Source organism: Janthinobacterium kumbetense, from assembly GCF_023703445.1.
GTDB lineage: Bacteria > Pseudomonadota > Gammaproteobacteria > Burkholderiales > Burkholderiaceae_D > Janthinobacterium > Janthinobacterium kumbetense.
The window spans coordinates 1284028-1308569 of the sequence record NZ_JAMQGR010000001.1 but is presented as its reverse complement, the minus strand read 5'-3'; the positions used below and the strand labels follow the sequence as shown (position 1 = coordinate 1308569).

Sequence of the window (24542 nt, the reverse complement as noted above, 5' to 3'; positions counted from 1 at the left end):
CGGCCGCTATAATGCCGCCATGTTTATTCGCCAAGGCCGCGCCGTCGTCGTCCTGTGGATCGCGTGCCTCGCCATCCTCATGGCCGCGCTCGCCCCCACCTTGTCGCGCGCGTTCACGGTCGCCAGCGGGCAGGCCGTGCCCAGCTTCGAGATCTGTTCCGTGGCGGGCGGCATGAACATGCTGCCCGTGAAATTGTCCACGGACACACCCGATCCCGCCAAGGACGGCATGCGCATGGGCGATTGCCCGTGCTGCAGCATGCATGCCGATACCCTGGCGATACCGCCCACCTCCCTCGTGCTCGCTTCCGGCGAACTCATCACGGGCTTGCTGCCCGAGTTGTTTTACCAATCCGCCACGCCATTGTTCGCCTGGACGCCCGTCCAGCCCCGTGGCCCGCCCGCCGCTTTCTGATCTGTCCTTTCCCTGAACGGCCTTGCCTCGCACTTGTCGTGCGCTGGCGCCTGTTCGTCTTGCCCATACAGAAACTGAAAGCAGCACCATGAAACATTTACCGTTATTGATTTCCCTCGCCATCGCCATGCCTGCCGTGGCGCAAACGCGTACCGAAGCCGGCACCACCGTGTTGCCCGAAATGAAAGTCATCGTCACGGCCATAGGCGACGGCTACCGTCCTGCCGCCGACACGGCATTAATGCTGTCGAGCACCCCCGGCTACAGCGTGGCGGCCGGAGGCGGCGTGTCCGGCTTGCCGGTAGTCAATGGTTTCGCGGATGACCGCATCAAGATCCGCATCGACGGCATGGAACTGACGTCCGCCTGTGCCAATCATATGAATGCGCCGCTGTCCTACATTGATCCGCAACAAGTGCAGCGCATTCGCCTGATCGCGGGCGTGACGCCCGTCAGCGCGGGCGGCGACAGCATCGCCGGCACCATCGAGGTGCAGTCGAACGCGCCCGTGTTCGCCCAGCCCGGCGCGGGCTTGCTGACGCAAGGCAGCTTTGCCGTCTCGGGACGCAGCGTCAACAACAGCGTGGCGACCAGCGTGAATGCGTCGGCCGCCAGCGAGACCTTGAGCGTCGGCTACAGCGGCGCTTACACGCGCGGCCACAGCTATGAAGACGGCCATGGCAACACGGTGCTGGCCAGCATGTATGAAAGCATCAACCAGTCCATCGTGCTGGCGGCGAAAGGCCAGGGCCAGCAGCTGACCCTGCGCGCCGGCGTGCAGCACATCCCGTACCAGGGTTTTCCCAACCAGTACATGGACATGACGGACAACCACGGCCAGTTCGCCAATCTCGCTTACAAGGGCGAATTCGGCTGGGGCGTGCTGGACGCGCGCGCCTACTGGCAGCAGACGGACCACGAGATGGGCTTTTTCAGCAGCGAGCGCAAGGGCTCGATGCCGATGCTCACGCATGGACGCAATACGGGCTATGCGCTGATGGCCAGCTTGCCGACGGCGGCGGGCGAGTTGCGCCTGGGCCAGGAGTGGCACGGCTTCCGCCTTGACGATTACTGGCCGGCCGTGCCCGGCTCCATGATGATGGGTCCGCGCACCTACCTGAACATCAATGACGGCAAGCGCGACCGCACCGTGCTGTTTGGCGAACTGGAAACGCGCCACGATGCGCGCTGGACCAGCGTGCTGGGCGTGCGCGGCGAATCCGTGCGCATGGACACGGGCGACGTGCAATCGTACGGCACCAACATGATGAACATGCCGGACCTGATGGCCGCGAATGCCTTCAATGCGCGCAGCCGCAGCCGGCGCGACACGAATATTGATGCCTCGGCGCAAGCTACTTTCACGCCCGATGCGGCCAGCAGCTACGAATTTGCGCTGGCGCGCAAGGTACGCTCGCCCAATCTGTACGAGCGTTATTCCTGGGGCCGCGGTTCGATGGCCATGACCATGACCAACTGGTTTGGCGACGGCAATGGCTATGTGGGCAATATCGACCTCAGGCCCGAGACGGCTTACACGGCGGCATTGACGGCCGACTGGCATGGCGGCGGCGAGGAGGGCTGGTTCGTGCGCGTCAATCCCTATTACAGCAAGGTCGACGATTACATCGATGTCGACGTGCTGGCATCCTTCCATCCGTACATGAAAATGGGCGCGAATGGCAACTTGCTGCGCTTTGCCAACCACGACGCCAAGCTGTACGGCGCCAATGTGGCATGGCAGCTGACGCTGGCCAGCAGTGCCCGCTGGGGCCGTTTCATGGCGATGGGCAATGCCGCTTATACGCGGGGCAAGCGCAGCGATGGCGGCGACCTGTACCGCATGATGCCGTTCAACGCCTTGCTGGCCGTCGAGCACAAGCTGGGCGCCTGGAGCAACCGCATCGAAACGAAGATCGTGGCCCGCAAGGACAAGGTCGATGCGCGCCGCTTCGAACCGGAAACGGGCGGCTATGCCCTCGTCAACCTGCGCAGCAGCGTGGCATTGAACAAGATGGCCAGCCTGAGCGCGGGCGTGAGCAACCTGTTCAACCGCGCCTACGCGGACCCGCTGGGCGGCGTGTACCTGTCGGGCTTGAAGGCGAATGGCGGGGCGCTGCAAGCCTTGCCGGCCGAGGGCCGGTCGATTGATCTGGGCTTGCAGCTGAAGTTCTAACAGCAATGGCGCCTTCCCGTTGCCGACACGGAGGGGAAGGCGCCTGCCGTATGCACCGCATCGGCGCTGGCCAGGTGCTTGTGACAATGTGCGCATGTTTCTTCTTGGTAATTTGTTATGCTGCATGGCGTCCGGTTTTCGGCGTTTGCCGCACAGGCGGGCGATGGCGAGGTTTGCGGGTGTGGTATGAAGCGGGTGCCGTGCCGCTAAAACCGTAAGGGGATTACTTTTCCTGGTTAATTCATCGTCGTCCTGCTACCCCCGTTCGTGCCATCGGAAACCTGTGAAATATCAAAAAATACTCGGCGAAGATGCCGCCGCCATCGTGCTGTCCCTGAGCGTTGTTGCATATGTGGCATCCCTGTTTTTAACGGCAATCGTGGACTCCCACGAAGTCTTGCCGGGCGGGGGCGTGTTATTGCTCGGCTGGCTAGGGCCGTTGGCCGGCAGTTTTGCCTGGTTTGCCAATCCGCTGCTTATTTTTGCCATGTATTTTTCGAAAGAGAAGCCCAGTGCCGCGATGCTGGCCGTCTTTTTTGGCTTTGCGCTGGCACTGACCACCTTTGGCATCAAGACAATTCCCAGTGATAATGGTGACGCCACGGTGCTGGGCTTCGGTGCCGGATGCTATCTGTGGCTGGCCTGTTTTCCAGCCGTGTTTATTGCATCGTTCTTGAGCAGCAGAAAATCCAGGGCGCTTGCTCCTGGAAAATAGCCTTGTTTTTTCTGTTGCGGCATCAAAGGTGATCTCCCGTCACCTGTTGCCTGATCAACCATCCTTTGCCAGGCGCGTCCGGATGCGGTCTAATCATGGCTTGTTCCTTTCCGAGGTTGCCATGTTGCCCACTTCCGCCATCGCCGCGCTGTGCGAAAAATTTCCCCTGATTACAGAACTGATGGCCTTGCAGCCCTTGAGCTGGTTCAATCCCCGCATTGCGCCGGCGGCCGAGGCCTTGCACGACGTGGGCTTGACGGCGGACGATGTGGCGGATGCCAGCGCGCGCCTGGCGCGCTTTGCGCCATATCTGGCCAAGGCGTTTCCGGAAACGCAGGCCAGCGGCGGCGTCATCGAGTCGCCCGTCGTGCCGCTGCCCGCCATGCAGGCGGCGCTTGGCATGACGAGCGGTCAGCTATGGCTCAAGCAGGACAGCCATCTGCCCATTTCCGGTTCCATCAAGGCGCGCGGCGGCATCTATGAAGTGCTGAAGCATGCGGAAACGCTGGCGCTCGACGCCGGCTTGCTGAAGGAGGGCGACGATTACAGCGTGCTGGCCAGCGACGCCGTGCGCGCCTTCTTTGGCCAGTATGCGATCGCCGTCGGCTCCACGGGCAATCTGGGTTTGTCGATCGGCATCATGAGCGCGCGACTGGGCTTTCGCGCCACCGTGCACATGTCGGCCGACGCGCGGCAATGGAAGAAGGACAAGCTGCGCAGCCACGGCGTCACCGTCGTCGAATACGCGACCGACTACAGCGTGGCCGTGGAAGCGGGGCGCAGGCAGGCGGAGAACGACCCGACCTGCCACTTCGTCGACGATGAAAACTCGCACGACCTGTTTCTCGGCTACGCGGTGGCGGGCCAGCGCCTGAAAGCCCAGTTCGCCGCAAGCGGCGTCGCGGTCGATGCGGCCCACCCCCTGTTCGTGTACTTGCCGTGCGGCGTGGGCGGCGGCCCCGGCGGGGTGGCCTTCGGCTTGAAACTGGCCTTTGGCGATGCCGTTCACTGCGTCTTCGTCGAGCCGACCCACTCGCCGTGCATGCTGCTGGGCGTGCACACAGGCTTGCACGAGGGAATCAGCGTGCAGGAAATCGGCATCGACAATGTCACGGCCGCCGATGGCCTGGCCGTGGGACGCCCGTCCGGTTTCGTCGGACGCGCCATGCAGCGGCTGATCGACGGCTACGCCACCGTCACGGATGAAGAACTGTACCGCTTGCTGGCGACGCTTGAGCAAACGCAAGGCTTGCGCCTGGAACCGTCCGCCGTGGCCGGTTTCGCCGGCATTCCGCCCGTGCTGGCCGCGCCGCAATACCAGCAGCACCTGGAAACGGCCACGCATCTGGTGTGGGGCACGGGCGGCAGCATGGTGCCGGAGCAGGAGATGGCCGCCTACGTGGCGCGCGGCCGCGCCTTGCTGGCGGCCGGAGCCGCTTGATGCCGGCCGGCGCGCCGATCAGGGCCACGCTTGGGGCCACGCTCACGGCCAGCCAGTTCGCCAACCTGCACACCTTTCTCGTGGCGGCGCGCCATGCCAGTTTCGCGCTGGCGGCGCAGGAACTGGCGCTCACGCCCAGCGCCGTCAGTCACCGTATCGCGCGGCTGGAAGCGGGGCTGGGTCTGCGCTTGTTCGAACGCCTGACGCGGCAAGTCAGGCTGACGCAAGATGGCGAGCGCATCTTCGCGGCCCTGCAAACGGGCTGGGACAGCCTGCATGCGGCCCTTGCCGGCGGCGATGCGCTGGCGGGCAGCGTCACCGTGCATGCGCGCCCGTCGGTCGCGCAATGCTGGCTGGTGCCGCGCCTGGCGGGCTTCGCTGCACAGTATCCGGACGTGTCGATTGACTTGCGCGTGGGCAATGACGCCGTCGACTTTCGCGCCGGCCAGGTCGACCTGGCCTTGCATTACGGCGACGGCCACTTTCCCGGCCTCGTATCGCGCAAGCTGATGGACGAATGGCTGGCGCCCGTCTGCAGCCCGCAGTATGCGCGCGAGCACGGCTTGCTCGATGCGCCACACAACTTGCCCGGCGCGACGGTGCTGCACGACACCCTGGCCTGGCCCGCCTGCGCGCCCGATGCCGAGTGGCGGTTGTGGCTGGACAAGCAGGCACCAGGGGCGAGTCTGCCCGCGCGCAGCCTGCGCTTCGACCGCGCCGACCTGTGCGCCCAGGCAGCCATCCACCACGCGGGCGTGGCCATGGGCCGGCGCCAGCTGGTGCAGCCGTGGCTGGCCAGCGGCCAGCTGATCCTGCCGTTCGGCGGATTCAACTTGCCCAGCCCGCAGGCGTATTACCTCGTGCACGCCGCGCGCACACCGCTGCCAGCCAGAGTGCAGGCGCTGTCCGACTGGCTCGTGGGGCAGGCAATTTGATACACTGCGCGCCTTACCAAGCAACGCGCCAGAAAGCAGCCCCATGCAACCATCTCCCTTGACCTCCACCGCGCCAGCGGAATTGCGTGCATCTGCGCTCGCTTGCCTGCTCGAACCCGACCCGGCGACGAAGGTGGCGATGGTGGCGGCCATGGCCGCAGCCGAGCTGGCGCTGGACGTCAAGGTGCCGCTGGCGCCGTCCGGCGCCGTGCCGGGCCGGCCCGCGCGTCCGGAACTGGTGCCGCCGCGCCTGGTGGGACGGCGCTCGATGATCACGCCGGAAGGGCGCGCCATGCTCGTTCACGCTTTGGCGCACATCGAATTCAATGCGATGAACCTGGCGCTCGACGCCCTGTGGCGCTTCCCGGACCTGCCCGCTGAATACTACACGGACTGGCTGCGCGTGGCGAAGGAGGAAGCGACGCATTTCGCCATGCTGCAGGCGCACCTGCAGGTGCTGGGCCACACGTATGGCGACTTTCCCGGCCACGACAGCCTGTGGGAAATGGTCGACAAGACGCGCGGCGACGTGCTGGCGCGCATGGCGCTGGTGCCGCGCACCCTGGAAGCGCGGGGCCTGGACGCGATTCCGCCGCTGCGCGCCAAGCTGGCGCAGGCGGGCGACATGGCCGCCGCCGCCATCCTCGACATCATCCTGCGCGATGAAGTGGGGCACGTCGAGATCGGCAACCGCTGGTACGGCTACCTGTGCGATCAGCGGGGGCTGGAACTGCGCGCCACCTATGCGGAGCTGGCGCTGCGCTACGAAGCGCCCACCCTGCGCGGCCCGTTCAACCTGGAAGCGCGGCGCCGGGCGGGGTTTTCGGAGCTGGAACTGTCCGACTTGCCTGCCTGAACACGCCCGGGGCGCCGCCCGGCTGTTCAAGGATGGGCCGTCATGCTCAGATGCCAGTGGTGCAAGTGTGACGGGTCGATGCTCACCTTGAGGGGTTTGGTCCACACCGGCACGCCCGGTATCCGCGCGTGCGGCGGGCTGGCGAAACAGCCGTCGATGAGGGCCAGCTTGATGAAACGGTGGCCGATGTAGACGACGCGCGTGCTGGCGGCGCCCGCTTCCAGGGTCAGCATGGCCCGGTTGGCCGTGATCCACGCGCCCAGCCTGGCCAGTTTCGGCTTTTTCGGCAGGCCGGCCGCCACTTCCGCTTCCGCATCGTTGATCAGCTGCAAAATGGCGGCGCCATTGCCCAGGCCGCCCAGCTCGTCCGAATAGCCGCCCGCGCCATCCGCGTAGCGCATGTCGATCTGTTGGCCATCGCTGTGGCCGTCGTGGTCGAGGATGGAACGGCCTGACGCCTCCTGTGTCACGTGCTGGCCGCTGATATCGTTGAAACGGTAGGGTTTTCCCGCCAGCCAGGCGATGGTCAGGCGCGTGGCCCACGAGTCGCCGCCGTCATCGCGCGGCCCGTAGCGCCGCTTCGCCAGCGCCGCTTCGTTGTGGGCAAGATACAGCGGGATGAACGCCGTGTCGCCCTTGAGCGCCACTTGTCCCCCTTCCGCGGGATCCGACACGGCGTTGGCATTGCCGACGCGTCCCTTCAGGCGGACGGTGAGCACGGCTTTCCTGTCGATTTTCGGCCCCGGGAAGTCGGGCAGCCTCAGACGCGGGAAGGTGATCCTGTCCTTGCCGCGGATGTTGGCCTGGTCGAGCAGATTGACCGTGCTGAAGGCCGGGTTGGCGCCATCGGCCGACATGCCGATATTCACCTCGGTCAAGTTGACCCGCTCCGGCGAATAGCGCACTTCCAGTGAGATGGTGTGTTGGTCGGGCGTGTTCTGCGGCACGGACACGTAGGGGCCGGGGAGGTTGTGCGTGAGATTGCGCGGCTGCAGCACGGGATGCAGGTCCGCATTGATGGGGAACAAGCGCGCCCGCGTGATCTTCAAGCCCTTGCAGGCCAGGCTCAGTTCCACCGTGGTGAGCGTGGCCAGCAGGCTGTCGCCGATATTCGTGGCGCTGACGGCGCCCGTGATGAGGAGCGGTCCCGCCCTGGTTGCCTGGCTGACATCCACGCATTCCGTCCTGACGGTAGTACCCTGCGTGAAGTGCGACTGGTTGACGGCGCCCATGCTTGCCAGGTCGACGCCCGGCAAGCCGACCACGACGTAGGACCAGGTATCGTTGTACTGGCTTTGCTGGGTCGTATAGGTGGGATATTCCGCCGTCCTGACGGTGATTTTCACGCCCACGTCCTGCGTGCCTTTCGGTACCGTGTAGCTGAAGGGCCGCACGACGGTCTGGTTTTGCGGGCCGGCCGTGGCGGTGAAGGACTGGGTGTTGTCCTCGTCCTCATCCTGCGGCGTGGCCGGCGCCGGCGCGGCCATGGCCTGCGCCGCTTGCCGCACCGGCGGCGCGGCGCCATCCTGCGTCACGGCTGCGGCGGTCCATGGCGCCGTCGCCGCCTGCAAGCCGGGGCCGGCGGCATACGGGTAGGTGATGCTGACGTTGACGATGGTGCTGGTGGGGAAGATGGCCGTGCTGATGCCGACGACATTCGGATGGTCGAGGTCGTTCAGGGTCAGCTGGTAGGTGTCGGGAATGACGCCGTCGAAATGGAAGGCGCTCGCCGCGTCGATCACGGCCACGCGGCGCAGGTGGAAGTTATAGCCAGTGAGCAAGATTTTCTTGCCGGCCAGGCCGCTGGCGTTGCCGCCTGCCGGCGTGCGCATCTGGCCCTGCAGCACGGTGGCGGCCTTGATGACGGTGAGCGCGTACGACACGGCAAATTCGCCATCCTGCGTGACAAAATTCAGGTGCAGCTGCAGCGCGCCGGCCGGCAGCACGTTCAGCAGTTGCTGCATGGCCGTGGCGCTGATGCTGAAGCTGCCCGTGTCCGCATGAAAGACCCAGTAGGAATGGATGGCCACCGTCGCGCCGCCTTGCGCCGCCAGGAAGCCGCCGCTGTCGTTGCGCAGGTTCATCGGCGCCACGCCCTCGAGGCGGAAGGAGAGGCCGCCAGGCTGCAGCGTATTGTTCGGCCCCAGGCCGCCGATGGCCAGCTTCGGCGGCGCGGGCGGCAGCGAGCCGTTCTCGAGCGGTTCGACATACACGTGCAGGGCGGTCGGCAGCTCGCTCTGGATCAGCAGGTCGAGGGTGGTGACGATGTTGCCCTTGGTGACAAAAAACTGCGCGTGCTGGTCTTCGCCCGTGTCGCCCGGGGTGGAAAAGCGCAGGCTGCCATCTTTCAGCAGCACGTCCGTCACGGCGCCGCTGGCCGCGACCTTGTCGGCGCCGGCGGGAAAGCCCAGTTCGGCCAGCGGCAGGCTGACCACCTGCGCCGGACGCACGGGGTCGAGCGCCACGCTGGCGCCGGACGTGATGTTCCACGCCAGGCCGCCAAGCTCGAACGGACGCGTGCGGTCGATGCGCAGGGTGATGGTGTCGTCGGGGGTGACCGTCGCGCCCGCGTCCATGCCGCCGGCCAGGACGCTGTCGTCCACGATGCCGGCGCCGACGGGCACGCTGGCCAGGACGGCGCGCACGTTGCTTGCCGCTTCGCTGCCATTGTTGCGGATGCTGATGCGGAACGTGTATTCGTAGATGCGGCGGTTGATGCGCTGCTCGCCCACCTTGCGCAATGCCGTCACCGTGAAGGGGCCGGCAGCCAGGCCGGCGTCCGCGCTGGCCGCCAGGGGCGCGGCCGTGTCCGGCCCCAGCGTATCCGCATCCGCCGCCAGCATGACTTTCGGCGTGGGCGGCTGCGTGGGATCGTTCGAACCGCCGCAGGCGCACAGGCTCAGGGTCAGCAATGGGGCCAGCACGGCGGCGGCCAGCTGCCGGCGCCGCAGGCACAGCATGGCCAGCACGCCGGCCAGCAGCAGCCAGGGTGTGGAGGGCAGGGCGACGGCGGCCGGCTGGGTGCTGCCGGAGTCGAGTTCGATGAAGGAAACGGGGTCGAGGATGGAAAACGGCTGGGCGCCGGGGCTGCCCGCGCCCAGGTAGTCGAAGGTGACGGAAAAGCCCGTGGCCGTGGCGCCGGGATTGATGCCGCCGGCCAGCGCCAGCGCGTCGAGGTAGCCGCTGGCGGGGATGGCGGGATCGGGCTGCACCAGCAGCACGTCCCAGCCGGGCGCCGTGGAAACGCTGTGCAGGCTGGCATACCGGCCCACGCCGAAGAACAAGGTGAATTCCCCGATGGGCACGCCCAGGGTGGTATTGCTGACGGTATAGTCGTAGCGCCACTGCGTGCCGCCCAGCGCGGTTGCCGTGTAGCCGATGTGGGTGGCGTGCGCGGCGGACATGACGCAGAGCAGCAGCGCCAGCAGCGCCTGTTTGATGAAACCCATGATCGTTCCCCCGTTGACTGGCGCCAAGCGTGCCCAGCCAAGAGGTCAAGCAGGAAGCGTTCCCGTACAAAATGTGCTGTAAAAACAAGGGCTTGGCTGAGGCGGGGTGGCGCCGGTGTCAAATCCGCCGACACGGGTTTTTATGGCTGAGCCTGTCAGCGCTGTCCTACTTATCTTGTCGAAACTGTCTGATTGTATGCCTTGCGGAAACACGCGATGATGATGTTCATGCTGCAACAGCCAACCAGTCCGACGGAGTATGCGATGCAAAAGCCAGTCCAGTCCATCCACGTGAACAAGCCGTTCCTGCTGATCTGCCTGTTTACTTTCTCGACCCTGGCGGCCACCTTGATGAATACGGACGAGGCGCGGACGGACGATGCCCCACCGGCGCCCGTGGCGCGCGATGCAGGTCACGGCGCCTTGCCCGTCTGCCGCAGCGACGCCCTCACACTGTCGGCCCAGTGCCAGCCCCAGCCGGCCCGCCAAGCTTGATGGGGTCAAGCCTGCAGGCGCTGCTGCAGCAAGGCCAGCACGGCCGCTTCTTCCGGCGCCAGCGCCGGCAAGTCTTCCTGTAATTGCTGCCGCGCCCGCGCGCGCATGCCTTCCCATAAGCTGCCATCCAGATACGATTCCAGCACGGCCGGGTGCACATAGCACTTGCGGCAGATCGTCGGCGTGTTGCCCAGTTTTTTTGCCACCGACTCGATCGCTTGCACGATGTTTTTCTTCGCTTGCGCCTCGGAATCGACTTGCTCGAACGCTTGCAGGGCCAGCGCGGCCAGCAGGGTGCCGGACCAGGTGCGGAAATCCTTGGCCGTGTAGTCTTCGCCCGTCACTTCGCGCAGGTAATCGTTGACGTCGCCCGAATCGACGCCGTGGCGCGCGCCATCCTCATCGACATATTGAAACAGTTCCTGCCCCGGCAGCTCGCGCATGCGCTGCAGCACTCTGGCCAGGCGCCGGTCGCTCAGGCGGATATCGTGGCGCACGCCGCTCTTGCCCTTGAAGCGGAAGGCCACGGCGCTGCCGTCGAGCTGCACGTGGCGCGTGCGCAGGGTCGTCAGGCCGAATGATTTATTGGTGCGCGCATATTCTTCGTTGCCGATGCGCATCATCGTCAATTCCAGCAAGTGCACGATGGTGGCCAGCACTTTTTCACGGGGCAAGCCGGGCAGCTGCATACCGCGCGCGACGGCGGCGCGGATGGCGGGCAGGGCGCGGCCAAAGCTGAGCATGCGCTCATATTTCACTTCATCGCGCACCTGGCGCCAGCGCGCATGGTAGCGGTATTGCTTGCGGCCCCGCGCATCGCGCCCCGTCGCCTGCAGGTGTCCCGTCGCGTGCGGGCAGATCCACACGTCCGTCCAGGCGGGCGGTATGGCCAGTGCCTTGATGCGCGTCAAGGCGGCGGCATCGCGCAGGAACTGGCCGTCCCCGTCGCGGTAGCGGAATTTGCCGGGTTTGCCCAGGCGGGCGATGCCGCGCTGGTGGTCGCCCGTGTAGCGCAGGCCGGCGGCGCGGGCCGTGGTGGTGGCGGATATTTCCATGACGCTAGCTTACCTTGCACGCCGCGCGCCCGGCGCGCCGTTATGCTAAGGTGCGCATTCGTAACGCCGTGCGCGGCAGACAGGAGCAGCAGATGTTTGGCAGAAAAAAGAATCTGGAAGAAGACCACGCCCCCCAGGCCGACAAGCAGTATGAAAAGAAATACACGGATGACAGCTTCTGGGACAAGGTCGTCAAGTTTGCCAAGACGGCGGGGCGCGAAGTCATCGAAAAAGCCCTGTGGCTGTATTACGCGGCACAGCAGCCGAACACCCCGCTGTGGGCCAAGACGGCCATCTACGGCGCGCTCGGCTATTTCATTTCGCCCATCGACGCGATTCCCGACATCACGCCCGTCGTCGGCTATGCGGATGACCTGGCCGTGCTGGCGGCGGCCGTCGCCACGGTCGCCACCTACATCACGGCCGACGTCAAGGAACGGGCCGCCGAGAAACTGCGCGGCTGGTTCGGCGCCTAGGCTTTCTTTGCCGCCGGCGCGCCGCTGCCCCCATGGGCCAGCAGGCGCAGCACGACTTCTTTCTGGAATGAACGAAATTCCTTGTCCGCGCTGACGTTGGCGAAGGCCAGCACGGCCGTCTTGCTGGCGCGGTCGACGCAGACGACGGACGCGGCGCCCGGGTCGCCGCCGCTGTGCGTGGCCAGCGGCTTGCCGTCGACGTCGCGCAGCAGCCACACCAAGGCCTGGCGCACGGATGAATCGGCGGGCACGACGGGGGCCGCTTGCGGGGCGAAAAACAGTTGCAGGGTGGCATCTTGCAGGTAGCGGTGGCCATCGACCCGGCCGCCATTGCTGAAAATGGCCAGGAAACGGGCGAAGTCATGCGCCGAGCTGCGCAGCAGGCCGGCCGGCCAGTCCGGATAGCCGACGGGCGGCAGCACTTGCAGGCCCGGCTCCTTGTGCACATACGGCTGGGCGACGACGGCGCGCCGCGGCAAGCCTGCCAGGCTCCACGCCGTATGGTCCATGCCCAGCGGTTCGAACAGGTGCTCGTGCGTAAAGGCGTCGAGGCCATCGGGGTTCACGCGGCCCACCAGATAGCCGAGCAGGGCGATGCCGACATTGCTGTAGCGCCATTCCGTGCCGGGCCGTGCCGCAAACGATACATCCGCGTCGTACCAGGCGCCGCCGCGCGACAGATAGCCCTTGACGAAGTCGCGCAGCGGTAATCGCGGGTCGCCCTGCACGGCAAACGCCGTCGTCTTTTCGTACACGGCGTCGGAAATGCCCGAGGTGTGGTTGAGCAGATGGCGAAAGGTGATGGGCACGTCGGGAAACTTCGGGTGCATGAGCGGGAAGTCCAGGTAGGCCGCCACCTTGTCGTCCAGCTGGAAGGCGCCCTGTTCCAGCAGCATCATGACGGCCGCGGCCGTGACGAGCTTGCTGACGGACGCGACATGGAACACCGTGTTGGCATCGGCCTTCTTGCCGGCCTGGATGTCGGCCCAGCCATAGCCGCGCGCGAAGATGGTCTGCTCGCCGCGCACCACGGCCACGCCCATGCCCGGCGTTTCCGTGCGGGCCAGTCCATCGCGCATGAAGCCGTCAAATTCCGTTTCCCACGCCAGCCTGGCCGGATCGGTGGCGCAGCCCGTTTGCAGCAGGGCCAGTGAGACGCCCAGTCCCAGCACGCTTCGTCGTTTCATTGATTCTCTCTTTTGCCATTTTTAATTATCTTAACAACATTTCCGCCCGACATAGGGGCGATTGACAAAACATTGCTTTGAACCAATGACAAAGTGGGCCGACTGGTGCCTATTTGCGCCAATAGCGTTCCAGCAGGGGCTTGACCGTCAAGCCGTGCGCGACGATGGACAGGATGACGACGACCAGGGTGATGTCGGCCAGTTCGCGCGCGAGGCCCTGCGGCAAGCCATGCGCGATGGCATAGCTGAGGTAATACAGCGAGCCGATGCCGCGCACGCCGAACCAGGCGGCCAGCCCGCGCAGGCGCACGCTGGTGCCCGAAGCGAGCAAGCCGAGCATCACGCTGGCCGGGCGCGCCACCAGCAGCAGGAACAGCGCCACGCTCCACGCCTGCCAGCGCCAGGCGGCAGCCGTGACGGCGCCGCCCAGCAGCAGCACCAGGGTCAGTTCGGACAGCCGTTCCAGATGTTCCTTGAAGACGAGCGACTCGCCGCTGACGGTCAGCGGCACTTCGCTGTCGTGCGGCTGGGCGGCGGACACGGCATGGGTGTCTTGCGCCTGCAGCAAGCCTTGCCTGTCCTTGGGCGCGCCGGCCAGCCGCAGTTCCGTCTGGCGCAGGGCCACGCCCGCAAAGAACACGGCCAAAAAGCCCCACGCGTGCAGCCAGGTCGCCACGCCGTACACGCAGGCGATCAGGCCCAGGGCCGCCAGGTCGTCCAGCATCGCATGTTTCGGTTCCTTGGCGCGCACCTGCCAGCCCAGCCACGCCAGCAGCGCGCCGCCGGCCGCACCCAGGGCGATGGCGGCCCCGCTGGCCCACAACAGATCGCGCCACAGCCAGGTGGCGCCATGGGGACCCAGCTCATGCAAGCCCAGCAAACCGAGGCCCAGCATGACGAAAGGAAAGCCGCTGCCATCGTTCATGCCCGCTTCGCTGGTCAGGATGAAGCGCAATTGCTCGCTGTCGCCCGCATGGCGCAGCTGCACGTCCGTGGCCAGCACGGGGTCGGTGGGCGCGAGAATGGCGCCCAGCAGCACGCCCGCGCCCAGAGGCAGGCCCAGCACCAGGCATGCAAAGGCCGCCACCAGGGCCACGGAAATGGCCATCGACAGCCACGCCAGGCGCAGCGACGGCAGCCAGCGCGCCAGGCTGAACGGCACGGGCATCTTCACGCCGGCGGAAAACAGGGAGATGAGGACGGCGATTTCCGTCAGGGTTTCCAGCAGGGGCGCCTGCCGCACCAGGTCGAAGGCAAACAGGCCGAGGAACATGGGCCCCAGCAGCAGGCCCACGCCCAGGTAAGCCATGGCCGAGGTCAAGGGCAGGCGCGCGATGCCGTCGGCGCCCAGGCCGCGCGCCAGCATCAGGCAGCCGATCAGGATGAACCAGGCGGTGGTGCTCATGCGCCTTATTCTAGCGGCGCGCGGGCGAGGGCAGCGCGCCGCAGGTTTTTCAAGCCTTGTGCTGCGCCTTGTACAGCGACACGCTGTCGTTCTGCGCCTGCATGGCGTGCAGCTCGATGGGGTCGTGCGTGGAACGCAAGCGGGGCAAGCCGTGCGGATAGTGGGCCGTGATAAAGGCCAGCATCTGCTCGCGCACGATGCAGCGCAGCTCGAAAGCGAGGCCCGAATCTGCCGCACTGACGAGGAAGCGCACGCGCACGGCCCGCTCGTTCGAATCCGTCGCCTGCACCGTGCAGACGCGGCCATCCCATTGCGCGGCTCCTTCGCAGATGCGCGTCAGTTCCGCGCGCAGCGGGTCGAGCGGGATGCTGAAATCGAGCCACAGGAACACCGTGCCCAGCAGGGTGGACGAGCTGTGCGTCCAGTTCTCGAACGGATTTTCAATGAACCATTGCAGCGGCACGATCAGGCGGCGCTCGTCCCACACGCGCACGACGACATACGTGCCCTTGATTTCCTCGACCTTGCCCCATTCGCCATTGACGATCAGCACGTCGTCGATGCGGATGGGTTGCGAAAACGCAATTTGCAGCCCAGCAATGAAATTGCCGAGCACGGGCCGGGCGGCGATACCGGCCACCAGGCCCGCCACGCCGGCCGACGCGAGCAGGCTGGCGCCGATCTGCCGCGCGCCGGGCAAGGTCAGCAGCACGAAGGCCAGGCCCAGGATGACGACGATGGCGTGCGCGCTGCGCGTGAGCACGCGGGCTTGCGTGATCAGGCGGCGCGCGCGCAGGTTGTCGGCCACGTCGACGGGGTTGACTTCGGAAATCGTGATGGACAGGGCCTGGATGCATTGCATGGCCAGCCAGGTCAGCGCGATGATCAGCGCCACGCTGGCGAGATGCGACATGGCCAGCAAGCCCGGCGTGTCGTCGGGCGCGCCGGCCAGCACCATGCGCAGGCCGAAGACGATCACGCACAGCTGGCTGGCGCGGAAGGCCACGCGCGTGGCGTTGGTGGTGAACGGGCGGCCATTGGCCAGCCTTTTCAGCAAACCAATGCCGGCCCGGTGCACGCCGATGGCGACCACGGTGACGAGCAGGGCGGAAACGAGCACGGTCAGCGCCGAGCGCAGCGGGCCTCCCATCAGCGAGTGGAACGTGCTGAGATCCATAGGCGAAAACTCCTTGTTTTTAGTGAAATGGATGTCGGAAGCGGTATTTTACGGGCAGATGGCGTAACGGGGGCGTGCGTTGCCGTACGGATAAGACCTGCGTCAAGGTGGATACTGGAAGAAATTGCTGCGCTGCGCCATGCCACGTTGACGTTTCGCTACGGAAAGCAAACGGGCGTCGCCGCAGTGGAAACATAGTCATACTTGCCATGCTTTTTGTTTTTGCAAAGGAAAACGATGATAGTACGATCACTCCGAATGTCCTTGCGCTTCATCCTGCCACTGGCTCTGGTGCTGGGATTGTTTGCTTATATCGTGGTACCCCTGCTCGACAACATCACCCTGCGCTGGTATGTGCGCGACCTCGACAGCCGGGCAGAATTGCTCGCTGGAACCCTCCGGCCCTCGCTCACCGAATACCTGCCAGCGCAAGACGCCACGCGCGTCAAAGAACTGTTCCAGGGCGCCACGCGCGACGAACGCCTGATCGCCATCGGCTTTTGCGACAATGCAGGCCACTTGCTGTACCAGTCCGCGCAATACCCAAGCTCCATCGGCTGCTGGAGCACGCCTCCCACGGGCGGCCTGTACAAATCCCTGGCGCAATTGCCGCAAGGCCAAGTCCACCTCAGCGAAACCCCCGTCATGCAGGATGCCTCCCAGCTGGGACGGCTGGTGCTGGTGCAGGACATGAGCTTTGTCGAGCGCCGCAATACGGATACCAAGCGTTTCATCTTTGCCTTCCTGGCCGTGCTGGCCGTGCTGATTTCCCTGATGACCGTGTTCGTGGCCCACCTGAGCTGGCGCGGCTGGCTGTCGGCCGTGAAAGATATTCTGCGGGGCGAATTGTTGCCGAAAAGTAATGGGGCCGTGGACGCCGCCGCACCCGCCGCCGCGCCCGCGCCGCCGCCGGAAATGCAGCCGCTGATCGGCGACTTGCGCGAATTGCTGCAGGAATACCATCTGGAACGCCAGAGCGATAACGGCTGGTCGTCCGACTGGACGCCGGACAAGCTGCGCGCCTTGCTGGAAGCGGACTTGCAGGGCGACCAGGTGCTGGTGGTATCGAACCGCGAACCGTACATCCACACGAAAACAGATACCGGCATCGCCGTCCAACGTCCCGCCAGCGGCCTGGTGACGGCCGTGGAAGCCGTGATGCGCGCCTGTTCCGGCACGTGGATCGCGCATGGCGCCGGATCCGCCGACCGCGAGACGGTGGATAAACTCGACCATGTTCCCGTGCCGCCCGACAATCCCAGCTATACCTTGCGCCGCGTATGGCTGACGGAAGAGGAAGAGCAGGGCTATTATTATGGTTTCGCCAATGAGGGCATGTGGCCGCTGTGCCATATCGCCCATGTGCGCCCCGTGTTCCGCTCGTCCGACTGGGAGCAATATGTGAAGGTCAACCGCCGCTTCGCCGACGCCGTGATCGCCGAAGCGAAGACGGACAACCCCGTCGTGCTGGTCCAGGATTACCACTTTGCCTTGCTGCCGCGCATGGTGCGCGAAGCCTTACCTAAGGCGACGATCATCACATTCTGGCATATCCCCTGGCCCAATTCCGAATCCTTCGGCATTTGCCCATGGCGCGAAGAAATCCTCGACGGCTTGCTGGGCAGCACCATCCTCGGCTTTCACACGCCATTCCACCGCAAGAATTTCCTCGAAACGGTGGACCGCTACCTGGAAACCCGCATTGAGCCGGAAGCGTCGACCATTTCCTACGGCGGCGAGATGACGCAGGTCGAGGACTACCCGATTTCCATCGCCTGGCCCGAGGACGACCCGGCGCAGCCCGACGTGGCCACCTGCCGCGCGCAGATCCGCAGCGAGCTGGGCGTGGCCCAAGACCACTTGCTGGGCATCGGCGTGGACCGCCTCGATTACACGAAAGGCATCGTCGAGCGCTTCCAGGCCGTCGAGCGCATGCTGGAGCAGCAGCCTGGCATGGTGGGCAATTTTACCTTTGTGCAAATCGCCGCCCCCAGCCGCGCTTCGCTTGATGAATATCAAAGTTTTGACGCCAGGGTGCGCAAGATGGTCGAGCGCATCAACCGCCGTTTCGGCAGCGGAGATTACGTGCCCATCCTGCTGAAAGCGGAGCACCACGGCCAGGACGATTTGCAGCGCTATTTCCGCGCCTCGGAAGTGTGCATGGTGACAAGCTTGCATGACGGCATGAATTTGGTGGCCAAGGAATTCATCGCCGCGCGCGACGACGAACTGGGCGTACTTGTTTTAAGTCAATTCACGGGCGCCGCGCGCGAGCTGCACGAAGCGCTGATCATCAACCCGTATCACATCGAGCAGGGTGCCGACGCCCTGTACCGCGCCCTCGTGATGCCGCCCGTGGAACAGCGCGAGCGCATGAAGAGCATGCGGGCCCGCGTGAAACATTTCAATGTCTACCGCTGGGCCGGGCGCATGCTGCTGGATGCGGCCCGCTTGCGCCAGCGCGACAAGGTCATGACCAAGATCGACGCCCACAGCCGCATCAAGCGGCGCAAGGGGATGATCTGATGGCCGATATACCTGACGATAGCGCAGCCTTGCTGCAGTTGCTGGGTACGCCCGGCACAGGCGTTTTCCTCGACTTCGACGGCACCCTGGTCGACCTGGCGCCCACGCCCGACGGCGTGCGCCTGGAAGCGGGCGTCATTGAGGCGCTGGCGCTGCTGGCCGAACGTCACGGCGGCGCGCTGGCCGTCATTTCCGGGCGTCCCGTGACGCAGATCGACGCCATGCTGGCGCCCCTGGTGTTGCCGGTGGCGGGCGTGCATGGCGTGGAGCGGCGCGGCGCCGATGGCACGTTCAGCGTGGCGGCCACGCCCGACGTGTCGCCCGTGCTGGCGCGCGCGCAGGCGCTGGCGGCGATGCACCCCGGCTTGCTGGTGGAATGCAAGCGGGGCGCCGTGGCCCTGCATTACCGGCTGGCGCCCGAACTCGAACAACTGTGCATGCAAGAAATGACGGCGGCCGTGCAAGCGTGCCCGGGGGTAGTGCTGTTGCATGGCAAAATGGTCCTGGAAGCCAAGCCGTCCGCCACGGACAAGGGCGGCGCCATCGCCGCCTTCATGCAGGAAACCCCGTTCGCCGGCCGCCGGCCCGTGTTCGCGGGCGACGACACCACCGATGAGGCAGGCTTTGTCTTTGTTCAACAAGCAGGCGGGCAGGGCGTGAAAGTGGGCAGCGGCCCCAGCGCCGCCACCTTGCGCCTGGCCAGCCCGCGCGCCTTGCGCGCCGCGCTGCTGGCCGCGTCCGTATCCCCTTTCAAGGAGTAGCCGATGACCATATCCCATGAACAAGCTGATGACACCCCCGGCGGCGCGTCCGCGCCAGCATCCCTCAACTGCGGCGTTGTGGGCAATTGCGCCTTCAGCGCGCTGATCGACCAGGCGGGGCAGGTCGTTTGGTCGTGCCTGCCCCGTTTCGACGGCGATCCCGTCTTCAACCGCTTGCTGGACGACACTGAAAACGGCAGCGTGTGGGCCATCGACATCGAAAACTTCGCCCGCAGCGAGCAAGTCTACGAACCGAATACGGCCGTGCTGCGCACGCGGCTGTACGATACGCAGGGGCGCGGCGTGGAAATCACGGATTTCGCGCCCCGATTCCTCAGCCGCGACCGCATGTTCCGCCCGCTGATGCTGATACGCCGCGTGCGGCCGCTCGACCACGCCGTGCGCATCCGCGTGCGCCTGCGTCCCCGCTACGACTGGGGCAAGCTGGTGCCGCAGATCACGCAGGGCAGCCACCACATCCGCTACGTGGGGCCGGAACAGACCTTGCGCCTGAACACCGATGTTTCGCTCAACTATGTGCTGAGCGAAACATATTTCGTGCTGGGCGGCACGGCCAACTTCCTGCTGGGCCCCGATGAAACCCTGGCCGGCGGCGTCGACGAGACGGCGCGCATCTTCGAAAAGGAAACCATCAACTACTGGCGCACCTACACGCGCCGCCTGGCCGTGCCCCTGGAATGGCAGGACGTGGTCATCCGCGCCGCCATCACCTTGAAACTGTCTTTATATGAAGACACGGGCGCCATCATCGCCGCCATGACCACCAGCATTCCCGAAGCGCCGGGCAGCAGCCGCAACTGGGATTACCGCTATTGCTGGCTGCGCGACGCCTTCTTTGTCGTGCGGGCATTGAACAGCCTGTCGGAAGTGGGCACCATGGAGGAATACCTGCGCTGGCTGACGAATATCGTCGCCCGCTCGAAGGGCGGCCACATCCAGCCCCTGTACGGCATCGGCCTGGAAGAGCAGTTGCCCGAATCCATGCTCGACCACTTGCCCGGCTACCGGGGCAACGGCCCCGTGCGCGTGGGTAACCAGGCGCAGGAACACTTCCAGCACGACGTCTACGGCAACATCGTGCTGGGCGCCGCGCAAGCCTTCCTCGACCACCGATTGTTCCACCGGGCGGGAAAAGCCGAGTTTGCAGCACTGGAAGCCGTGGGCGACCAGGCCTTCCGCCTGCATGCGGAGCCGGACGCGGGCATGTGGGAACTGCGCACGCGGGCGAGGGTCCACACTTCATCCATGCTGATGAGCTGGGCGGCCTGCGACCGCCTGGCCAAGGTCGCGCACAAGCTGGGGCTGGACGACCGGGCCGACCACTGGAACAGCCGCGCCGTGCTGATCCGCGAGAGATTACTGCGCGAAGCGTGGAGCGAGGAGCGCCTAGCCTTCGCGGAAAGCCTGGGCGGACGCGACCTGGACGCCTCCGTGCTCTTGATGGCGGAAGTCAACTTCATCGACCCCATGGACCCCCGCTTCATCGCCACCGTCGATGCGCTGGAAGCCTCCCTGTGCGACGGCCCCTACATGCGCCGCTACGAAGCGCCCGACGACTTCGGCAAACCGGAAACAGCCTTCAACATCTGCACCTTCTGGCGCATCGACGCCCTGGCGCGCATCGGCAGGAAGGACGAAGCCCGAAAAATCTTCGAAACGATGCTAATGGCGCGCAACCACCTGGGCTTGCTGTCGGAAGACACGCACCCCGTGACGGGCGAAATGTGGGGCAATTTCCCGCAGACGTATTCGATGGTGGGGTTGATTAACTGCGCGGTGAGGTTGTCGGCGCCTTGGGATAGTACGATTTAATAGTGGAAGAATTGGCGATGGGATTAGCTTGACCAAGACAAGGTGCAGCCTATCTCCGTCGTCATCTCAAAAGATGAAGGAACGCAGCCGGATTCATTTATTAAAGTGACTATGTGAACATTGGTGCTTAAACAAGTAACCCGTTTTTTGCCAAAACCTCTGCGTCATGTAACACCTGACTATAAAGGGGCTTATCTAGTTTTGGTGCCACAAGTAGCGTTTCATCCAAACCTTCATCAGTCATTATTTCAAGTACAACCTTTGTGTAGCGAGATACAGGTAACGCATCAATATTCGAGCGCGATAATCGTTCTTCAACGTTTCTTACCAGAAACTGACTATTTATGTCTCGGCGCACCAGCGACAAAGGGATAGCTCCCGTACGAATCGAAAAATCCTCAAATTTCGCTTCTGAAATGTCCAGAGCCCATGGGACGACTGCGTAAAAATTCTTTGCTTTCGAATGATGCGCTTCTTTAATAGTTACATCGGGATTTGAATTTGGAAGGCCGTGCAAAATTAATGGGCTTATTTTTCCTTCAAGCACAACTTGATCGAAGAGGGTACCCCAGCAAATTAACATGTCGCCTGAAAGATCGCATATTCGAGTGGTGTGTATCTCTGCCGGCCCCATCAGGCATTTGGATAGCTTGCAGTCGATTAGTTCACTATTCCTGATCGAATCACGTTTTTTGGAAAATGGAATACTGTTATATCCGAATGCGCAATTTTCAAATTTCCATTTTTCTATAGTTATCCCGGAAATGTCGTATGTGCTGAGGAAGCGACGTCCCTGAGCTTTAATTTTTTTCCCGTAAACCGTGTCTGTGTGCATATGCATTAAAATCAGTATCCTCAGAATATTGAAAAGTAATTAATTTGCTGCTGGTGAATTGGTAGTCAGTTAATATAACGACTTTTCAATTACCGACCTCGTCTCTACGCCCATACAACCTGCACTCCGCCGCCAGCGCCAGCAGATTCGGGTCGCGCTCGCGGCTGCTCAGCATCAGCAGGGTGATTTGCTGGTGCGAGCCGTAGCGGGCGTCCAAGGGCAGCAGTTCGATGCGCGAGCTGAAGGCGCGGACTCTGCCGGGCAGCAGGCTGTAGCCGATGCCGCCGCTCACCAGGTTGATCAGCGAGAAGATGTCGCCCACCCGCATGGCCGTGTCGGGCACGAAGCCCGCCAGCTCGAATGCGTGGTTGAAGCTTTGCGAGGTGACGAATCCCTCGTTGAGCGTGACGAATTTGTCGTCGCGCAGCGCCTGCAAGTCCACGGACGCGGCCCCCGCATAGGGCGAGGCCAGCGGCGCGGCCAGGAAGATGTCGTCCTGGAACAGGGGCACGGCCACCAAGCCCGCATGGTGTTCATCTTCCTGCACGCCGACGATGATTGCGTCCAGCCTGCCGTCGGCCAGGCTTTGCAGCAGTTCGCGGTTCGAGCCCAGAGTCAGGTCGATGTCCAGGCCCGGCCGGCGCAGCTTCAGGGCGATCACCAGTTGCGGAATGCAGTGCAGGGTCAATGAATACAGCGAGCCGATCTTCAGGCGCACGGGGTTGATGCCCGACATTTCGCGCACCTTGCGCACGCCTTCCTCGCATTCGGCCAGCGCGCGCCGCGCCGATTCGGCAAAGGTGTAGGCCGCATGCAGGGGGATCAGGCTGCGGCCCTCGCGCTTGAACAGGGGGCAGCGCAAGCCGTCTTCCAGCGAATGCAGGGCGCGGTGCACGCTGACGGTGCTCTGGCCCAGCGCATCGGCCACCCGCGCCAGGTTATTCAATTCCATAAAGCTGAGAAACACTTCCAGCTTCTTCAAGGTAATTTCTTCATTGATGGCCATGGCTAGCCTCTTTTATGGCAGTTCATTAACTTCAAGGTAATGAACATGGTAGCAGGTTGATTGTCGCGGTGACGCTTTCGTTCTATCGTCGGGGTTCGATAGCTCATTCCGGAGGCATGATGTCAACCGCCACAGCAGCGCCAGCGCAGCGGCAAAAACAATGGGACACGCGGCGCACGGAGAAGCGCCGCCGCCTGGAGGCCGTGCGCCAGTACGCGAGCGGCCCCGTGCTGCAACAGGGCGACATGGTCGCCGTGCTCGAAGCGCTGCTTGCGCCGGGCGACCGCGTCGTTCTTGAAGGCAATAACCAGAAACAGGCCGACTTCCTCGCCCGCATGTTGACCCAGGTCAACCCCGACAAGATCCACCATCTGCACCTGATCATGCCCAGCGTCAGCCTGCCCGAGCACCTCGACCTGTTCGAGCGGGGCATCGCCCGCAAGCTCGATTTTTCGTTTGCCGGCACGCAAAGCCTGCGCATCGCGCAATTCCTGCAGGATGGCTTGCTGGAAGTGGGCGCCATCCACACGTATATCGAGCTGTATGCGCGCCTGTTCGTCGACCTCACGCCCAACGTCGTCATGGTGGCCGGCTACATGGCGGACCGCCAGGGCAATCTGTACACGGGCCCCAGCACCGAGGACACGCCCACCCTGGTCGAATCGGCTGCCTTCCGCGACGGCATCGTCATCGCCCAGGTGAACCAGATCGTCGACGACGTGAGCGACTTGCCACGGGTCGACGTGCCCGGCTCGTGGATCGATTTCGTCGTGCAGTCCGACAAGCCATTCTTCATCGAACCCTTGTTTACCCGCGACCCGCGCGTCATCAAGCCCGTGCACGTGCTGATGGCCATGATGGCGATCCGCGGCGTGTATGAAAAACACCAGGTGCAGTCGCTCAATCACGGCATCGGTTTCAATACGGCCGCCATCGAACTGATTTTGCCCACCTACGGCGAGCAGTTGGGCTTGAAGGGCAAGATTTGCCGCAACTGGGTGCTCAACCCCCATCCCACCCTGATTCCCGCCATCGAGACGGGCTGGGTCGAGAGCGTGCACTGCTTCGGCGCGGAGCTGGGCATGGAAGGCTATGCGGCCGCCCGGCCCGACGTGTTCTTCACGGGCCGCGACGGTTCCATGCGCTCGAACCGCGCCCTGTGCCAGCTGGCGGGCCAGTATGCGGTCGACCTGTTCATCGGCGCCACCCTGCAGATGGATGGCCTGGGCAATTCGTCCACCGTCACCAACGGCCGCCTGGCCGGTTTCGGCGGCGCGCCCAACATGGGCCACGATCCGCACGGCCGGCGCCACCCGACGCCCGCCTGGCTGGACTTGATCGAGACGGACGATCCGCTCGCGCGCGGCAAGAAGCTGGTGGTGCAGATGGTCGAAACGTTCCAGGACGGCGGTCAGCCGACCATCGTCGAATCGCTCGACGCCGTGGCCGTGGGCCAGGCCAGCGGCATGCCGCTCGCGCCCGTGATGATCTATGGCGACGACGTCACCCACGTGCTGACGGAAGAGGGCATCGCCTACCTGTACAAGGCCCGCTCGCTCGACGAACGCAAGGCCATGCTGGCGGCGGTGGCCGGCGTGACGCCCATCGGCCTGCGCCACGACCCGAAGACGACGGCGAAACTGCGCGCCGACGGCTTGATCGCGCTGCCCGAGGATATCGGCGTGCAGCGCGGCGCCGCGAACCGCTCGCTGCTGGCCGCGAAAAGCATCGCCGACCTGGTCGAATGGTCCGACGGCCTGTATCAACCACCCGCCAAATTCAGGAGCTGGTAATGATGA

Annotated in this window: 19 protein-coding genes; 12 read left to right on the top strand and 7 right to left on the bottom strand. The window is 64.4% G+C overall.

Translation table 11 applies throughout. The annotated features are described in order from the left end of the window. The first annotated feature begins 19 nt into the window (after positions 1-19). The 6 genes from NCG91_RS05865 (at position 20) to NCG91_RS05840 (ending at position 6538) form a co-directional block, all read left to right on the top strand. A complete protein-coding gene (locus NCG91_RS05865) occupies positions 20-415 on the top strand; it encodes a DUF2946 domain-containing protein (protein ID WP_251348970.1) in 396 nt (131 codons plus the stop codon). An 88-nt stretch (positions 416-503) separates the two neighbouring features. Further along, entirely contained in the window at positions 504-2591 is a 2088-nt protein-coding gene (locus NCG91_RS05860) for a TonB-dependent receptor (RefSeq protein ID WP_251348969.1), read from the top strand. A gap of 283 nt (positions 2592-2874) precedes the next feature. Continuing rightward, positions 2875-3306: a hypothetical protein gene (locus NCG91_RS05855; protein WP_251348968.1), complete on the top strand. Its 432-nt coding sequence runs from the start codon at positions 2875-2877 to the stop codon at positions 3304-3306. 121 nt (positions 3307-3427) lie between these two features. Next, positions 3428-4747 (top strand): D-serine ammonia-lyase, encoded by a 1320-nt coding sequence (gene dsdA, locus NCG91_RS05850; RefSeq protein WP_251348967.1) that lies wholly within the window; start codon positions 3428-3430, stop codon positions 4745-4747. Further along, the gene (gene dsdC, locus NCG91_RS05845; RefSeq protein WP_251348966.1) at positions 4747-5682 is read left to right on the top strand and encodes a DNA-binding transcriptional regulator DsdC; all 936 of its coding nucleotides are present in this window, start codon (positions 4747-4749) and stop codon (positions 5680-5682) included. Before dsdA ends, dsdC begins: the two co-directional genes overlap by 1 nt. A gap of 43 nt (positions 5683-5725) precedes the next feature. Beyond that, positions 5726-6538 carry a ferritin-like domain-containing protein gene (locus NCG91_RS05840; protein ID WP_251348965.1) on the top strand — a complete coding sequence of 271 codons (813 nt, stop codon included), beginning with the start codon at positions 5726-5728 and terminating at the stop codon, positions 6536-6538. Positions 6539-6564: 26 nt separating this feature from the next. Here NCG91_RS05840 and NCG91_RS05835 read toward each other — a convergent pair whose 3' ends face one another. After that, the gene (locus NCG91_RS05835; RefSeq protein ID WP_251348964.1) at positions 6565-9987 is read right to left on the bottom strand and encodes a hypothetical protein; all 3423 of its coding nucleotides are present in this window, start codon (positions 9985-9987) and stop codon (positions 6565-6567) included. Between the two features lie 264 nt (positions 9988-10251). Between NCG91_RS05835 and NCG91_RS05830 the strand changes: the two genes are divergently transcribed. Next, positions 10252-10482 (top strand): hypothetical protein, encoded by a 231-nt coding sequence (locus NCG91_RS05830; RefSeq protein ID WP_251348963.1) that lies wholly within the window; start codon positions 10252-10254, stop codon positions 10480-10482. 5 nt (positions 10483-10487) lie between these two features. On the opposite strand, the gene NCG91_RS05825 is transcribed toward NCG91_RS05830, so the two are convergent. Next, positions 10488-11537 (bottom strand): DNA topoisomerase IB, encoded by a 1050-nt coding sequence (locus NCG91_RS05825; protein WP_251348962.1) that lies wholly within the window; start codon positions 11535-11537, stop codon positions 10488-10490. A gap of 92 nt (positions 11538-11629) precedes the next feature. Here NCG91_RS05825 and NCG91_RS05820 point away from each other — a divergent pair, with 92 nt between their 5' ends. Continuing rightward, positions 11630-12013, top strand: coding sequence for a YkvA family protein (locus tag NCG91_RS05820; protein ID WP_099664192.1), 384 nt, complete (start codon positions 11630-11632; stop codon positions 12011-12013). On the opposite strand, the gene NCG91_RS05815 is transcribed toward NCG91_RS05820, so the two are convergent. From NCG91_RS05815 to NCG91_RS05805, 3 genes are all read right to left on the bottom strand, one after another. Further along, the gene (locus tag NCG91_RS05815; protein WP_251348961.1) at positions 12010-13200 is read right to left on the bottom strand and encodes a serine hydrolase domain-containing protein; all 1191 of its coding nucleotides are present in this window, start codon (positions 13198-13200) and stop codon (positions 12010-12012) included. The genes NCG91_RS05820 and NCG91_RS05815 overlap by 4 nt on opposite strands. A 109-nt stretch (positions 13201-13309) precedes the next feature. Next, positions 13310-14605, bottom strand: a complete 1296-nt coding sequence (locus tag NCG91_RS05810; RefSeq protein WP_251348960.1) for a cation:proton antiporter — start codon at positions 14603-14605, stop codon at positions 13310-13312. 49 nt (positions 14606-14654) lie between these two features. Further along, positions 14655-15782: a mechanosensitive ion channel family protein gene (locus tag NCG91_RS05805; RefSeq protein WP_251348959.1), complete on the bottom strand. Its 1128-nt coding sequence runs from the start codon at positions 15780-15782 to the stop codon at positions 14655-14657. A 258-nt stretch (positions 15783-16040) separates the two neighbouring features. Here NCG91_RS05805 and NCG91_RS05800 point away from each other — a divergent pair, with 258 nt between their 5' ends. From NCG91_RS05800 to NCG91_RS05790, 3 genes are read left to right on the top strand one after another with little or no spacing between them, the layout of a single operon-like run. After that, on the top strand, positions 16041-18308 hold the full coding sequence (locus NCG91_RS05800) for an alpha,alpha-trehalose-phosphate synthase (UDP-forming) (protein WP_251348958.1): 2268 nt from the start codon (positions 16041-16043) through the stop codon (positions 18306-18308). Further along, on the top strand, positions 18308-19069 hold the full coding sequence (otsB, locus tag NCG91_RS05795) for a trehalose-phosphatase (protein ID WP_251348957.1): 762 nt from the start codon (positions 18308-18310) through the stop codon (positions 19067-19069). Before NCG91_RS05800 ends, otsB begins: the two co-directional genes overlap by 1 nt. Positions 19070-19072: 3 nt before the next feature. Beyond that, positions 19073-20902, top strand: coding sequence for a glycoside hydrolase family 15 protein (locus NCG91_RS05790; RefSeq protein ID WP_251348956.1), 1830 nt, complete (start codon positions 19073-19075; stop codon positions 20900-20902). A 127-nt stretch (positions 20903-21029) separates the two neighbouring features. Here the strand turns inward: NCG91_RS05790 and NCG91_RS05785 are convergent, their stop codons facing one another. Together NCG91_RS05785 and NCG91_RS05780 are read right to left on the bottom strand one after the other, a co-directional pair. Continuing rightward, entirely contained in the window at positions 21030-21743 is a 714-nt protein-coding gene (locus NCG91_RS05785) for a hypothetical protein (protein ID WP_251348955.1), read from the bottom strand. A 79-nt stretch (positions 21744-21822) separates the two neighbouring features. Then, complete coding sequence (locus tag NCG91_RS05780) at positions 21823-22743, bottom strand: LysR family transcriptional regulator (RefSeq protein WP_251348954.1); 921 nt, start codon at positions 22741-22743, stop codon at positions 21823-21825. Positions 22744-22862: 119 nt separating this feature from the next. Between NCG91_RS05780 and mdcA the strand changes: the two genes are divergently transcribed. After that, positions 22863-24536 (top strand): malonate decarboxylase subunit alpha, encoded by a 1674-nt coding sequence (gene mdcA / locus NCG91_RS05775; protein ID WP_099664183.1) that lies wholly within the window; start codon positions 22863-22865, stop codon positions 24534-24536. Positions 24537-24542: the final 6 nt, after the last annotated feature.